A 15,644-nucleotide genomic window follows, 5' to 3' on the forward strand; every position below is an offset into this window, starting at 1 on the left:
GTTAAGCGCTATTAGCTTTTGTTTTTTGCCCTTTTTATCTCACTGAACTTAGCATGCTCGCATTCAAGCAACGGCCCAACATGAAGCGGCCTTATCAATCAGGAATGTAAACCATGCTAAACAAAATGACGCTTATCGCAGCCGCAACTCTGGCTCTTTACGGCTGTGGCGGAGGTTCGTCTTCTGGCAGCGCTAATCCAAACAAAGTGCCTCAAGAAAGTTTCGACATCGCGATTCAAAACTCCATTTTCGCTCCCGAGACAAACACACAACTTAGCTACTCGTTTAGCTTGGATGGCCAATCTGAAGGTGACATGAAGCTGAGCTTTCAAGCGATGGATAGCGAGCAAATATTGGCAGCATTGGCACAAATCCCAAACAGCGAGGCAATCATCCAGCTGGTTAATGACTTGGTGAACTACGGCGCTCAACAGTTCTACTACTCTGACGAACAGTTCAATAACGAAGAAGAGAGCAATACACTTTATTTTGCAGGCTCTGATGGTGCACTTCATGAAGTCACCGACGTTTATTCTATTGGCAATCAGTTTATTGCCATGCTAATGCACAGTAGCCCGATTTTCCGCCTGAACGGTAACGACGTAAAAGAGAAAAGCCCAAACGTTGATATCGGTGAAGAAACCATGTCTCTGCAAACCACTCTTACAGGCAACGCAGTACACCACCTGTTAGACAACTTTGAAGAACATGAGTGGGTACAAAACCTGCCCATGACAGCATCTTGCCAAGTGGTTTGGCAACAGCAAATCCGAGAGACTGGCGTACGTAAAACGTTCTCGATTTCAGGCAAGACAATTGAAGCGGCGTACCTGACGGAAGAGAATACTTACAACCTAAACTGCGATGATATGGACTCAATGGAATTCGCCACTTCAGCAGAACGTTGGTTTAACCCGAGCTTAGGTCTGATTGAGCAAATCGAACTACTAAAAGTACAACAAGTACAAATCAACGAAGAGAAAGTGCAGCTAACAGCGATTGAAACAAAATAAGCTCGCATCTTTTAGAGATACGGCATCTCAATAAAAGAAGGCTTTGGGGAGCACACCAAAGCCTTCATCTCGAACATCAATCCTAGGGGTGATGACACCCGAGTTTATTCTTCTATCAATAAAATACGAGTTTCGTAAGGTCGTAACACTTGATGGTTTGACGCGACTGCGCTCGCTGAGTTTTGATAGTTGGATAGCAAGTTTTTCGCTTTACTCAGTTCAAAACGTTCTGGCAGAACACATTCCACCTCTTCAGCGTAGTAGTTATTGATACACAGCAGCGTTTGTTTGTCGTTCTGGCGAGCGTAAGCAAAAATGCGTTGATGCTCTGGCAGTAAATCTTCATAACGGCCATCGGTGATCACCGGAACCTGTTTACGTAGCTCAATCAAACGTTTGTAGAAGTAGAACACCGAGTTCAAATCTGCAACCGCTGCTTCTGCGTTGATTTCAGAGTAATTCTGCGCCACCTCAAGCCACGGTGTGCCTTCGGTAAAACCAGCGTGCTTTTGGCTATTCCACTGCATTGGCGTACGTGAGTTATCACGCGACTTCTGCGCCAAAATCGCCATCATCTCCTCGTGTGATACGCCATCGCGGTTGACCATGATGTCGTACATGTTGGTGCTTTCTACGTCACGGTACTGGCTGATCTCAGTGTAACCTGGGTTGGTCATACCAATCTCTTCACCTTGATAAACATACGGCGTGCCTTGCATCATATGTACAGACGCCGCCAGCATTTTCGCCGACTCAACGCGGTATTGTTTATCATCACCTAAGCGGCTGACCACACGAGGTTGATCGTGGTTACACCAGAACAGTGCGCCCCACCCTTTGCCATTTAAGCCCGTTTGCCAATGGTTGAAGATCTGCTTTAACTGAATGAAATCAAACGGCGCTTTGGTCCATTTTTCACCATTCGGATAATCGACTTTCAGGTGGTGAAAATTGAACACCATCGACAGCTCTTTGCCATCTAATGAAGAGTATTGCTGGCAGTGCTCTAGCGTGGTCGAAGACATTTCCCCCACCGTCACGCTGCCGTACTTTTGAAACACGGCTTCGCTGATTTCTTGCAGATATTCGTGCACGCGAGGACCATCCGTATAGAAACGACGGCCATCGCCAATATCATCACTTGGGAAGTCTTGTTGTTTAGAAATCAGGTTGATGACGTCGAGACGGAAACCATCCACGCCTTTGTCTGCCCAGAAACTGATGACTTCTTTGACTTCTTCACGCACCACTGGGTTTTCCCAGTTCAAATCCGCCTGCTCTTTAGCAAAAAGGTGCAAGTAGTACTGCCCTGTCGCGTCATCCAATTCCCAAGCATTGCCTCCAAACTTCGATTGCCAGTTGTTAGGTTCTGTGCCATCAACCGGATCTTTCCAGATGTAGTAATCGCGGTATGGGCTGTTTTTGTCCCCTAACGCGGATTGGAACCAATGATGCTCAGTCGACGTGTGGTTCACTACAATGTCCATGATGATACGAATACCCAACAGATGCGCTTCTGCCAGCAAGGTATCGAAATCATCCATAGTGCCGAACTGTGGATTGATCGCGTAATAATCGGAAATGTCATAACCGTTATCAACCATAGGAGACTGATACACTGGCGTCAGCCAAATCGCATCCACACCAAGGTGTTTTAGATAATCCAGTTTAGAAATGATCCCTTTAATGTCGCCCGTGCCTTTACTGCCACTGTCACAAAAGCTTTTTGGGTAAATTTGGTAGATGGTTGCGGTTTTCCACCAGCTCTCATCATGCTTGGTCATAGCCATTTCTAACACTCACTTACCAGTAATCGGAAACTTAAAATTTGAAAAGAAAAACAGGAGGAGGCAGCCAAGTCACTGCCTCAAATTGAATTACGCGTTTGCCGCCTCAAGCTCACCTTTCGCTTGTGCACGCTTATAGAGAATTAATGTTAATGCGGCAGGTACCACCATCGCGACTAGCATCGCCAGAGCAAAGATGCCCCAGAACTGCGGTTGGATAGATAAGATACCCGGCAAGCCGCCTACGCCGATACCGTTCGCCATTACACCCGCACTACCACAGATAGCAGCAGCACATGCACTACCGATCATCGCGCTCAACATTGGGAACTTGTATTTCAAGTTGATGCCGTACATGGCTGGCTCTGTTACGCCAAGGTAGGCAGAAATCGCCGCAGGCACTGAGATTTCACGCTCATCCTGCTTTTTACTGATGATAATGATGCCAACCACTGCCGATGCTTGAGCAATGTTCGATAGTGCAATTAAAGGCCAAATCGGCGTGCCCCCCAATTCTTGCATCAACTGTAAGTCAACGGCATTGGTTGTGTGGTGGATACCAGTAATCACAAGTGGCGCGTATAGGAAGCCGAAGATGGTAGAGCCAATCATCGCGAAGTCACCCGTCATGGCCGCTTTTGCTGCGAATGCCACGCCATCACCCAACATGCGACCAAATGGACCAATGATCGAGTGCGCTAAAATCACAGACACAATGAGAGAAACAAACGGCACGACCACGAGGTATAGATAAGATGGGATGATGCGTTTTAAGTGCGTTTCGATAAACGCCAGTGCGATACCTGCTAACATCGCGGGAATCACCTGCGCTTGGTAACCGACTTTCTCAATCGCAAACAACCCAAAGTCCCACACTTCAGGTACTTGCTTACCAATCAGGTAGGCGTTCATTAACTGCGGCGAAACCAATGTCACACCGAGCGTGATGCCCAGAATCGGTGTACCGCCGAGCTTTTTCACGGTCGACCAACACACACCAACGGGTAAGAAGAAGAAAATAGCTTCACCAATTAACCATAGGAATGAGTGAACAGTCGCCCAAAACTGACTGATCTCCGTTAGGGTTTGACCATCAAACATTTTGATGTCGCCAATCACATTACGGAAGCCAAGGAGCAGACCACCAGTGATGATCGCTGGCAGCAACGGTACAAAGATTTCTGCAAGGTGGGAAATACCACGCTCAACAATATTCATGTTTTGACGAGCAGCGTTCTTGGATTCGTCTTTGCTCGCTTCACTTTTACCGCTTAGCTCGATCAGTACTTTGTAAACCTCATCAACTTCAGTACCGATGACGACTTGGAATTGACCTGCGTTGGTAAAACAACCTTTCACCATACGCAAGGCTTCTAACTGTTTCGTGTCCGCTTTGTCGGTATCATTTAGAACAAAACGCAAGCGAGTTAAACAGTGGCTTACACTGGCAATATTGTCCGGCCCCCCGACCAGCTCAATAAGACGCTCCACGTCTTTACGCGCAATCTTACTCATAACTTTGTCCACCCTGTATTGGATACATTCGATTCATCATTTTATTTTTATAAATGGGAACATTCCCACTTCTTAATTTTAATATTGCCACCCAAAGACAAAAAACAAAATGGGAACAGTCCCATTAATTGAGAATGATCACAGTATAATTTTAGAGCAGATCGTTTTAGAACGGGTTAACGGCAAACAGGATGTTGAGTGAAGTGAACGACTTCTTCATCGCCATTTAATTGATTAATCAGCATCTTAGCGGACTTTTCACCCGCAAGGGTATAACCCGGGTCAACACTAAATACTTTAGGGAAAAGGAAAGACAGCAACTCGTTACCACCCACGCCTGTCACGACCACGTCTTCACGGCCTAACTCTTGAAGACGCTTAATTACGCCCAATGCAATGGTATCGCTGGCACACACAATGGCTTGCGTGTCTGCTTTTAGAACGTGATCCACCAACTGATAAGCACTTTCATGGCTAAGCTTACCGGTTTGGAAGCAAGGCGTAAGTTGCTTACGTTGACACCAAGCTTTATAAGCATTTAAACGCGCCAAGCCTGTGGTTTTGTCTTCAGGATCAACACCAATGTAAGCAATGCGAGAGAGAGATTGCTGCTCAAGATGAGACAAAGCCATGTCTATCACGCCTTGGTTATCATAATTGATGGAAGAGACGTTATTGGTATCCATCGCAATCACCACAATGCGATTGCCCCACTCAGCTAAGGCTTGCTCATCGCACCCAGTAAAGCCAAACACAATCACCCCATCCACATTGCGACGCTTAAGCACGTTTAGATGCTCGTTGGTTTTGTCGCGATCAAATTGGCTCTCCATGATCACTGCGTCATAGCCAGCGGAATACAATGCATTGAGCATTGTACCAACAGCACGATTTTCGGATGGTGAGTCCAGACGGGAGATAATAACTCCAATGACTTTTTGGCTACCGCCACGCATTGATTGCGCAGATTTGGACGGTACATAGCCAGATTCACGAATGATTTGCTCTACTTTCTCTCGCGTTTGAGGTTTCACTTTTGGATCATTGGTAAGCACACGGCTTACTGTTGATTTGCCAACGCCTGCCAATTTCGCGATATCAAGAATGGTGAGTTTTTTGCTCATAAGTGATCAAACTAGAATGGATGAATGCTTAGGTGACTGAACTTTAACAGCAATAAAAGAAAAGGGAAGCAAACGCTTCCCTTAAACATGCAAATTGTGGTGTTATTTTTGTAAATACGCTGGCACATCTGCGATGCTATCGAGCACTACTGTAGCTAATGCTTCACCTTGCTCGGTGATTGGCTTACCTGTGCGAACCAGAATCTTAGTGCCAACACCTGCGGCTTCTGCTGCCATCATGTCTTCGGCTTTATCGCCAATCATCACAGATTTTTCCATGTCGATTTTCAAGAAGTCGCGAGCAGAGATAAACATACCAGGTTTAGGTTTGCGGCAATCACAATCTTGCTTGTAGTCACCGATGCCATGCTCAGGATGATGTGGACAATAGTAAAAACCATCAAACTCAACGCCATTATCAACGAAGTTCCAGTCCATCCATTGTGTCAGAGACAAGAAACGGTCTTCACTGAATTTACCGCGCGCGATGCCCGATTGATTCGTTACAAGCACCAACAGGTAACCTTTATCTTTCAGCGCTTTTGTCGCTTCAAACACACCGTCAATGTACTCAAAATCATGTTCGTCATGAACGTAGCCGTGGTCAACGTTGATCACGCCGTCACGATCGATAAAAACAGCAGGTTTTGCCAAAACGTATTTCTCTATTAACTCGGTTTAATCAGATTATTACATACCTTATAAACTTCAACACTATCTAATTCGTTCTAGGCCTCGACAAAACGGTTGATTTGTTGGGCAAGAATCGGTAAATCTGAGGGTGCTCCTCCGCTCATCTTCTTGTTGTTATCTACGCCTCTTTCTTTCCAAAACAGAACATCCATACATTTAGACGTCTAGACGTAAAAATATCTATTGACTTCATTCTGGTTAACCCATAGCATCAACTGAGAATTGAGATAAAGCTCAAAATTAAGTTCTGTCAAAGGCCGTTTTTGACAGCGAAGTTCCCCTTATCTCTGGGCAGGTTGAAACATGATAGAAATAAAAAACGTCAATAAAGTGTTCTACCAAGGCAGTAAGGAAATCCTTGCCCTGAAAGACATTAACCTACACATCGCCAAGGGCACCATCTTCGGTGTTATCGGTTCATCAGGCGCTGGTAAAAGTACGCTGATCCGCTGTGTAAACATGCTAGAAGCACCAAGCTCTGGCTCCATCATCGTTGATGGCGTTGATTTAACAACACTCAGCAAAAAGCAGTTGGTCGAAACGCGCCGCAACATTGGCATGATCTTCCAGCACTTCAATCTGCTTTCGTCTCGTACTGTGTTTGATAACGTGGCTCTACCACTGGAACTGGCTGGCAAAGACAAATCGCAAATCACAACAAAAGTGACTGAGTTGCTAAAGCTCGTTGGCTTAGCGGACAAGCACGAAAGCTATCCGTCCAACCTAAGTGGCGGTCAAAAACAACGTGTGGCTATTGCTCGCGCATTGGCATCCGACCCAAGCGTACTGTTGTGTGACGAAGCCACCAGCGCATTGGATCCTGCAACGACTCAATCCATCCTTGAGCTATTAAAAGAGATCAACCGCAAACTCAACATCACGATTCTACTGATCACCCACGAAATGGAAGTGGTAAAAAGCATCTGTCACGAAGTGGCGATCATCGGTGGTGGTGAATTGGTTGAGAAAGGTACGGTTGGCGATATTTTTGCGCACCCGAAAACGGAACTGGCTCACGAGTTCATTCGTTCCACATTGGATCTTTCCATTCCAGAAGATTACCAAGCGCGTTTGCAACCAAATCGCGTTGAAGGCAGCTACCCTCTTGTCCGTATGGAATTTACTGGCGCAACCGTAGATGCACCGTTGATGTCGCAGATTTCGCGTAAGTACAACATCGACGTCAGCATTCTGAGTTCCGATCTTGATTACGCCGGCGGCGTGAAGTTCGGCATGATGGTCGCAGAGCTGTTTGGTAATGAACAAGACGACAGTGCAGCAATTGAATACCTGCGCGAGCACAATGTAAAAGTAGAGGTACTTGGTTATGTCCTTTAATACGATTTTTGAATGGCTAAGTTTAAACAGCAAACTACTTTTAGGTGCTACGTGGGAAACCATCTATATGGTCGCGGTTGCTGGCGTAGTGGGTTTTGCGGTCGGCATTCCATTGGGGGTGATTCTGCATATTACTAAGAAAGGCGGCTTGCTAGAAAACACCAAACTGAACGGAATTCTTGGTGCAGTGGTTAACGTTGGGCGCTCAGTTCCTTTCCTCGTTTTGATGGTTGCGATCATTCCAGTAACTAAGATGTTAGTGGGCACTTTCATTGGTACAACTGCGGCAATCGTTCCGCTGACTATTGGTGCGATTCCGTTTGTCGCTCGTCTTATTGAAGGGGCATTGCTGGAAGTACCAACTGGCTTGGTTGAGGCTGCGCAATCCATGGGTGCAACACCAACGCAAATCATCACAAAAGTTCTCCTACCAGAAGCAATGCCGACTATTGTTAACTCAGTGACGATTACTCTAGTGACATTAGTGAGCTACTCTGCGATGGCAGGAACGGTGGGCGGCGGCGGCCTCGGTGACGTAGCCATCCGATACGGCTTCCACCGTTACGACATTACTATCATGGCAGTAACCGTTGTGATGTTGATTGTTCTAGTACAAATTATTCAGTCTATCGGTGACGCAGTGGTGCGCCGTGTAGACCACCGATAAGCATTGAAAATACATATTATAAGGAGATAAACATGAAATTTAGCCTTAAAGGTCTTTTGACTGTAGCAACTGCTGCTTCTGCTCTTGTTCTAGCGGGTTGTGGCGATAAAGAAGTGGACGTTAACAAGGTAAAAGTTGGCGTAATTGCAGGTGCTGAAGCGCAAGTTGCTGAAGTAGCGGCAAAAGTAGCGAAAGAAAAGTACAACCTAGACGTTGAACTGGTTACGTTCACGGACTACGTAACACCAAACGCTGCGCTAGATGACGGCTCTGTAGACGCGAACGCTTTCCAACATAAACCTTACCTAGATCAACAAGTTAAAGATCGTGGCTACAAACTGGCTATCGCAGGTAACTCGTTTGTTTACCCAATCGCAGGGTACTCAAAGCAAGTAAAATCTGTGGATGAGATTCAAGATGGCGCACGCATCGCGGTTCCAAACGATCCAACCAACCTAGGTCGCTCACTACTGCTTCTTGAGCAACAAGGTTTGATCACTCTACGTGATGGCGTTGGTCTACTCGCTACAGTACGTGACATCGTAGGCAACCCGAAGAACATTGAAATCATTGAGCTAGAAGCGCCGCAACTTCCCCGTTCTCTGGATGACGTAACGCTGTCTATCATTAACACCACTTACGCAAGCTCTATCGACCTGTCTCCAGAGCGTGACGGTGTGTTTGTTGAAGATAAAGAATCTCCATACGTGAACCTAATCGTAGCGCGTGAAGAGAACGTTAATGCTCAAAACGTACAAAACTTCGTAAAAGCTTACCAAACTGAAGAAGTTTACGAAGCAGCGAAAAAACTATTCAAAGGCGGCGTAGTGAAAGGTTGGTAATCCCACTTTTCTAAAAACGAACTATTCGAAAACAAAAAGCCCTTTTTAGTCTTTCTCAATCTATCAAGTTACGTCAGGTGAGAACCTATTTAATATGATCCCAAGAGATGTTCGAAACAATTCGGCACTCGTCGCACTTAAAATAGAAGATGTCATGTAATGGCTCATCAAGCAGCCATTCTCCACCACACTTCGGACACTTACGTGCTTTCTCACTCTCCAACGACTGACCGCCCACGCGATACTGGTAATAATAAGTTGGAATCTTGGTGATGTATTCGATACGACCACGCAAATCCCAACCGCGGCGGAACAACACACTGTCTACGTCGCAAATCTCGTGCAGCGCCGCATGCTCTGCGCGGCACCCGCCCGCCATTTGGATTTCATCGCACGCTTGCCATTCCGTCTGCCATTTGATGACCGCTTTATGATCGCCGTTGAGTGTCGGATCATTACGATACAGTGGAATTGGCAACAAAGTTTCACCACTGCGTAGTGGCGAGCACGTGTGCACATACGTCGTGTAGAGCACTTGCCAACTTGGCGCTTCGTCTTCGGCCGCTTGTTCTGAATTTAAATCACGACCAAGCATACGCATTTTCGGCGCAAGCAAAGACGCATCCGACAAACGATTCATGCACACTTTAACGAAATCTGAATGATAACGCGGATGCAAACTGTCTTGTTCCGGGCAAACCACGCGCACAAAAAATTCGCCATCGCCCATCACTATCGGGAATTCACGACCTAGCACTTGGCCGTTGTAACGCAACGCATCCATCAAACCGTTAATGGCTTTATCTACCGCACTGACAGTGGTGTTATCAAAACACTCAAATTGCAACTCAACAACGTACATGCTTACACCGCAGCCTCAATTTTGGCCAAAAACTCCACAACATTCTCTGCGAGCACTTCGCGCTTATCTGTTCCTAAACGCTCTAAAATCACATTGCCCGTTAAGTTACAAATTGAAATCACGTCCAATTCTGCATCCGTCGCTGCGATAAACACCGTCGGTTTTAGCTTTAGACGACGCTGTGTCACCAAGTGACCCAAAATGTTCTCTTGTAAGCGAACAAAATCGTCATCGCTCCAAACTTGAAGCAATGTCAGAGGATTCGTCTGCCACGTTGCGTCCATATCCGCACTGTATTGAGAGCCATAAAACGCTTTAATGTCTTCATGCAGCGTCAACTCAATCGCATTTTCAACGTTAGTAAAATCCGCCATCTCTTCTCGCGGGAATGCTTTCCACAATACCGCGCCGTCACACTTCTCTTCGACACATGGAGAAACAAGATCAGCAAGCTCCTCATTGCGAGGCAATTCATTATGCTTATTTTGCCAAGCTTGTTGGTAGCGCAGGCTGAAGTCTTGTAGCGCCTGAGTAACGGTTTGGGTCATGAAGGTCTCCTCATTCCTTATTTGTCAGATAGCAGAATTTGCCGGATAGCAATTAATCAGCGGATTCAGTAAAATTCTCGCCATTCTAATCGAAAACGACCACAAAGTATGAGCAAATATTCTGACGCTAAAGAGCTTGCTGGCCTGACGCTGGGCAAAAAGACTGAGTACGCTAACCAGTACGATGCAAGCCTACTGCAACCTGTACCTCGCAGCCTAAACCGTGATGACCTTGAACTAGGCGACACCTTACCTTTCTTGGGACATGACATTTGGACTCTGTACGAACTGTCTTGGCTAAACAGCAGAGGCTTGCCTCAAGTGGCCGTTGGTGAAGTGTACATTCCTGCAACCAGTGCAAACTTAATTGAGTCGAAGTCATTTAAGCTCTACCTAAACAGCTATAACCAAACCCGTTTCGCGAGTTGGGAAGAAGTAGCAGAGCGTTTAACGCAAGACCTATCCGCATGCGCGGGCGAAAAGGTATTGGTCGAAGTGAACCCTGTAGGTCACTACACCAACCAACCTATCGTGACAATGGAAGGCGAATGCATTGACGACCAAGACATTGAAATCAACAGCTACGATTTTGATGCTGATTTGCTAGCAGGATCTGCTGGCGAAGAGCAAGTAGAAGAAGTGCTGCATAGCCACCTATTGAAATCGAACTGTTTGATCACCAACCAGCCAGACTGGGGGAGCGTTGAAATTCGCTACCAAGGTGCCAAGATCGATCGTGAGAAGTTGCTGCGCTATTTGGTGTCTTTCCGTGAACACAACGAGTTCCATGAGCAATGTGTAGAACGTATTTTCACTGACCTGATGAAATACTGCCAACCAAACAAATTGACGGTGTTTGCGCGTTACACTCGTCGTGGCGGCTTGGATATCAACCCTTACCGTTCGACAGAACAAGATAAGCCAGCTCATAATCATCGCATGGCTCGTCAATAATAGCGTGATAGGCAGAAATAAGTTCGGCAATCAAGAGGATTGCCGGGCGTTTTTATTGCCCAAGCATGTTACTATACCAAACGACTTCAACCGGCTATAAAAAGCAAGTTGAAGTCATTTGGGTTTATCCGCTATCTAAAACAGTTCGAGGGAACGAAAAGAATGTTTTGGGACAGTTCGCGTCTAATTAAATTAATAGGCTTTTTTTGTCTACTCTTGGCACAGCCACTTCACGCGACCATTTTATCTTCTGCTTTGCTTAACGAAGCACAACAACTGGCTGAGATAGAGCCAGCTCAAGCAAAGCAAGCAGCCAAAAACTACTTATCGCAACGCGAACTGACCGAACGTAAAGAAAGCGGCAGCCCTTCAGCGATGTCTCGAGAAGAGACCGATCGCAGTATTCGTACCCCAGCCAGCACCATCGAAGCACACAAGATCATTGCGCAAGCCGACTATACGATGGGCAATGTCCGCTCAGCGATCGATAACCTCAATGAAGCAGAAAAGCTCGCGAAAGAATACCAACTGCCTTACATGACTTTGGATGTGCAACTCATGCGCAACCAAATGATTTGGATGTACGACCACAACTATTCAGCTGCCGAAGACACCCTCAATCAAATTGAAAAACAGCTAGACGAAGCCGACTCTGTACTTCAACGTACAGACAGCGTCCGTTATCGTCTAGTGATGCAACGAGCCCTGCTAGCGGCTCATCGTGGCGATAACGTTGGCGCAGAGCGTTTGTATGCTCAAGCGAAAAGCATGCTTGAGGACAGTCGTTCCGATTTGGCCTTAATTGATTACTACACTTCTGTTGGTGAGTTTTACCTTAACAGTAAAAAATACAACCTTGCGCTTTCAGAACTGCTTTACGGTTATTGGCAGTCCATAGAAAGTGACAGCGGTACTCGCCTTGCCAAAGTAAACCGCTTGCTGGCGAGACTTTTCCAAGAACGTCGTGTTTACGACAAAGCCATTGAATATCTGTCTCAGGCTGCAGATTTCTACGACTCTTACCCAAGCTCCCCTATTTTGGCCGATGTACTTGAACAAATGGGCGACATCTATTTTTATCAAGGCAAGTTCAATCTTGCTTTGGTGCACTACTTCAACGTACTGGATCACGAAAGCACCAGTCGTAATATCAATCGCACCATTAAGATTCGGTTGAGCTTGGCTGCGACTTACCTGCAACTCTACAACTACGCACTTGCAGAGCAATATTTGGAACGTGCGACAGAGTTACTGGAATACGCGGATATCCCTCAACTTGAAGCGAAAGCCGCCCTACTTCAGTCTGGTCTCGCTTATCATCAGAACGACAGCAAAAAAGTAATTGAAAACGCGAAGAAAGCCTTAGAGCTTGTCGAAAAAGCGCCGGAAAACAAAAACTTCATCAAACAGCAATCTTACCGTTTGTTGGGCTTGGGTTACGAACAGGCGGGCGAATATCAACTGTCACTGCAAGCGTACAAAAAATACACCAGCTTAGTGCGTTTGGAGCAAAAACAACTCAACCAAATTAGTGAAGATGCGTTCCGTCAGCAAAAAGAGTTTGCGGAACAGACTATTCACTATGTCGGTCAATCAGAGCGTCTAGAGCAGGTGGAAATGGAACATCGTAAGTTCCAGAAAATTTCCTTTGCTCTATTCATCACCGTTCTGGTTATGTTTTTGTTCATTATGCGCCGCGGTGTGATCATGCAGCGCCAAGCGGGTGAAATCGAAAAACTTCGTAACGACCTCTTTACCCATTCCCGCTCTCGCTTACGTAATCTGCGCATGCTGAACGTGAAGTTGTCTCGCTCACTGAAAAAATCGCGTGACACTTTTGAACAGTGGCAAATGGGTGAACTTATCCATGAACCGCTCAACGACCGACTACGTTTTGTGATGATCGACCTACCGTTCTTACGCAGCATGTACGTTCAAAATGGTTACAAAGCGGGCTTGGAATTAGAACGCGCATTCGGAGAATACCTAGCAGAGCGCATCGAAAAACCGGCACGTTTGTACCACTTCTCGGATGCAAACTTACTCTACATCGAACCTAACGCAGACCGCGACGCCTCTGCCGAAGTCATGTTTGAAAAATTCCAAGCGTGGGTAGACGAATTTGCGACTCAGCATAACGTCAATCGCATCATTCGTATGGGCATCAGCGACTACCCGTTCTTGCCTCGTGCTTACACCGCTATCAATGACGAAGAGCTGCTCGATTTACTGCTACTTGCGACGCACATTGCACGCGAAGTTAGCCTCAAAGATAAACAAAGTCATTGGGTATTTTTGAAAGCCATAGACAACGCGCCAGCAGCAAGCTTTGCAACCGGTAACATAAGAACCGCTTGCCAACATGCCATCAACCAAGGCCTGATCAAGATCCACTCCTCTTACAAGAATGAGGACGACATCAAGAAAATATTAAAAAATGGATAATTAACCATCGGTTAAGCGTAATAACTAATGACGCTATAAAGTTTTTTGTTATTATCAGTTAATTGTCAGTAGTACATGGACTTAACCGTAGTCGTTTCATGGGAATCTTGGAATCCGATATTCAGTCGCAGCTTCATCAGCTGAGTTGTCAACTTGACCAACTCAGGCTGACACATCGTGATACTTCGCTCAAATTTAAGCGAGAACAACAAGTTCTCAAGCGCGTTGTGGCATCTTTGTCGTCTGCTTGCCAAGGCTCAAACACCCAAGTTGCTAACTATCTGTTTGAAATTCAGCAAGAGCTGCAACATCAAAAAGACATCAGCACTCTGATCCCGCGTTTGGCGGTACTTGAAAGAATGCTCAAACAGCAGTCGAAAACGATGGATAAACAGAACGGCTACCTCGATGAACAAATCAAACACAGCGGTGAGACACTCCAACGCGTTACGGGTTTGCCAGCGCAGTTAAAACGCGAACTGCGCAACTTAATGAGCTTCTCGGAAGTACACGCAGGGAAGAAAGTCGATCAAGCTACCCGTCTACTGAGCATCTACGAACGCGCGATTAAAATCATCACTTCGAACTCGCGTTTACAACTCAGCGAATTCGAAAACAACCCAGACAAATCTCAACTAGAATGCCTCGCTGTCGATCTGCAACATACGATTACAGAACTTGATTTTGAAGGCGAATGTGGCGAGAGACTGCTTGATATTCGTGCAAAACTGTTGCTTGGCGTGAATGCAGAATCCTTAATCGAGCTGACGTTAAGCACTCTAAAGTTAGTCGTCGAAGCGACTAAGTTTGAGCGCAAAGCGTCAAGCCAATTTCTCGATCAGTTAAACTCAGCGCTGGCGAGTAACCTCAAAACCGTCCATCAAAACGTCGATCAACACCATACTTATTTTGAGCATCGCCAAGAGCTGAATGCAGAAATGAATGGTTTGGTTGAGCTTAGCCAACAATCTCTCGACCAAGCACAGGATTTAGCAGAACTCAAACAAGAAGTCGCTCCATTGCTAGCCAAAATGGCCTCGTTAACCGAGCGCCTCAAGATGACGGAAGAGAGAGAACAGGCCCTGCAAGAGCGTTTAAGCTACAGCAAAAATCAGCTTGAAGCGGTGTTTGAAACCACACAAGATTACCGCCGCCGCTTAGACGACCAGACACAGCGAATGTTGCTTGATCCACTCACGAAGGTTTACAACCGAACAGCATTTAACGATCGTCTTGAGCTCGAATACCGTCGTTGGATTCGCTCTCAACAAAATCTACGAGTGGTACTGTTTGATGTCGATAACTTCAAAGCCGTAAACGACAGCTATGGTTATACCGCTGGTGATAAAGCGCTGAAGATCATCGCTCGTGCTATCAATAAGCGCGTGTCTGATACCGAAACCGTCGCTCGCTTTGGCGGTGAAGAGTTTATTCTGCTGATCCCAGAACAAAGTGAAGAATACACATTAGAACTGATGAAAAATATTCAGCGCGATATCTGTCAGCTGCCGTTTAAGTTCCGCGAGCAAAACATCATCATTACTCTGACAGCCGTCTCTACTTCATTTAAGGAATCAGACGCACCAGAATATGTGCTCGATCGCCTTGGGCAAATGCTCACTGACGCTAAAAAACGGGGCACAAACCAGCTAAACTGGAACTAAAAACCGTTCAAAAAACAAGCAAACAAACACTTTTACCCCCTATCAAACGCTCATAACCTCCCATTTTCAACGAGTTATCACATTTATCCCCTTTCAGTCTGCTAAGCTGTTAAAACCCAAGTCACTTCAAGATGATGTATTCATTCATGACGAATATGGCATCTTGAGGTTGCTTGGGACTCGATAACCAGA

The 15,644-nt window shown here is 46.0% G+C and carries 13 protein-coding genes; 7 read left to right on the forward strand and 6 right to left on the reverse strand.

Annotated elements, in window-relative coordinates:
• The first annotated feature begins 113 nt into the window (after nt 1-113).
• Nucleotides 114-1,013, forward strand: coding sequence for a hypothetical protein (locus OU793_RS06575; protein WP_140103220.1), 900 nt, complete (start codon nt 114-116; stop codon nt 1,011-1,013).
• 104 nt (nt 1,014-1,117) lie between these two features.
• Here the strand turns inward: OU793_RS06575 and treC are convergent, their stop codons facing one another.
• The 4 genes from treC to gmhB form a co-directional block, all read right to left on the reverse strand.
• The gene (gene treC / locus OU793_RS06580) at nt 1,118-2,803 is read right to left on the reverse strand and encodes an alpha,alpha-phosphotrehalase (RefSeq protein ID WP_140103221.1); all 1,686 of its coding nucleotides are present in this window, start codon (nt 2,801-2,803) and stop codon (nt 1,118-1,120) included.
• An 87-nt stretch (nt 2,804-2,890) separates the two neighbouring features.
• Nucleotides 2,891-4,315 carry a PTS trehalose transporter subunit IIBC gene (treB, locus tag OU793_RS06585; RefSeq protein WP_140103222.1) on the reverse strand — a complete coding sequence of 475 codons (1,425 nt, stop codon included), beginning with the start codon at nt 4,313-4,315 and terminating at the stop codon, nt 2,891-2,893.
• 176 nt (nt 4,316-4,491) lie between these two features.
• Nucleotides 4,492-5,439 (reverse strand): trehalose operon repressor TreR, encoded by a 948-nt coding sequence (treR, locus tag OU793_RS06590; RefSeq protein WP_005479596.1) that lies wholly within the window; start codon nt 5,437-5,439, stop codon nt 4,492-4,494.
• A gap of 102 nt (nt 5,440-5,541) precedes the next feature.
• Nucleotides 5,542-6,093, reverse strand: coding sequence for a D-glycero-beta-D-manno-heptose 1,7-bisphosphate 7-phosphatase (gene gmhB, locus OU793_RS06595; protein ID WP_005459163.1), 552 nt, complete (start codon nt 6,091-6,093; stop codon nt 5,542-5,544).
• A gap of 342 nt (nt 6,094-6,435) precedes the next feature.
• On the opposite strand from gmhB, the gene metN reads away from it, so the two are divergent.
• The 3 genes from metN to OU793_RS06610 are packed head-to-tail and all read left to right on the forward strand — an operon-like array spanning nt 6,436 to nt 8,979.
• Nucleotides 6,436-7,470: a methionine ABC transporter ATP-binding protein MetN gene (metN, locus tag OU793_RS06600; RefSeq protein ID WP_005459161.1), complete on the forward strand. Its 1,035-nt coding sequence runs from the start codon at nt 6,436-6,438 to the stop codon at nt 7,468-7,470.
• Entirely contained in the window at nt 7,460-8,137 is a 678-nt protein-coding gene (locus tag OU793_RS06605; protein ID WP_005459160.1) for a methionine ABC transporter permease, read from the forward strand. Before metN ends, OU793_RS06605 begins: the two co-directional genes overlap by 11 nt.
• A gap of 32 nt (nt 8,138-8,169) precedes the next feature.
• Nucleotides 8,170-8,979, forward strand: a complete 810-nt coding sequence (locus tag OU793_RS06610; RefSeq protein ID WP_005459159.1) for a MetQ/NlpA family lipoprotein — start codon at nt 8,170-8,172, stop codon at nt 8,977-8,979.
• A gap of 85 nt (nt 8,980-9,064) precedes the next feature.
• On the opposite strand, the gene OU793_RS06615 is transcribed toward OU793_RS06610, so the two are convergent.
• Nucleotides 9,065-9,841 (reverse strand): Zn-ribbon-containing protein, encoded by a 777-nt coding sequence (locus OU793_RS06615; RefSeq protein ID WP_005486775.1) that lies wholly within the window; start codon nt 9,839-9,841, stop codon nt 9,065-9,067.
• 2 nt (nt 9,842-9,843) lie between these two features.
• Nucleotides 9,844-10,389 carry a SecY-interacting protein gene (gene syd / locus OU793_RS06620; RefSeq protein WP_005459156.1) on the reverse strand — a complete coding sequence of 182 codons (546 nt, stop codon included), beginning with the start codon at nt 10,387-10,389 and terminating at the stop codon, nt 9,844-9,846.
• 108 nt (nt 10,390-10,497) lie between these two features.
• Between syd and queF the strand changes: the two genes are divergently transcribed.
• The 3 genes from queF (at nt 10,498) to OU793_RS06635 (ending at nt 15,452) form a co-directional block, all read left to right on the forward strand.
• Entirely contained in the window at nt 10,498-11,343 is an 846-nt protein-coding gene (queF, locus tag OU793_RS06625) for an NADPH-dependent 7-cyano-7-deazaguanine reductase QueF (RefSeq protein WP_005486798.1), read from the forward strand.
• A 162-nt stretch (nt 11,344-11,505) separates the two neighbouring features.
• Nucleotides 11,506-13,788 carry a hypothetical protein gene (locus OU793_RS06630; protein WP_015296341.1) on the forward strand — a complete coding sequence of 761 codons (2,283 nt, stop codon included), beginning with the start codon at nt 11,506-11,508 and terminating at the stop codon, nt 13,786-13,788.
• A gap of 98 nt (nt 13,789-13,886) precedes the next feature.
• Nucleotides 13,887-15,452, forward strand: coding sequence for a diguanylate cyclase (locus OU793_RS06635; RefSeq protein WP_017448796.1), 1,566 nt, complete (start codon nt 13,887-13,889; stop codon nt 15,450-15,452).
• Nucleotides 15,453-15,644: the final 192 nt, after the last annotated feature.

The organism is Vibrio sp. VP6 (assembly GCF_028823755.1).
GTDB classification, from domain to species: Bacteria; Pseudomonadota; Gammaproteobacteria; order Enterobacterales; family Vibrionaceae; genus Vibrio; species Vibrio parahaemolyticus.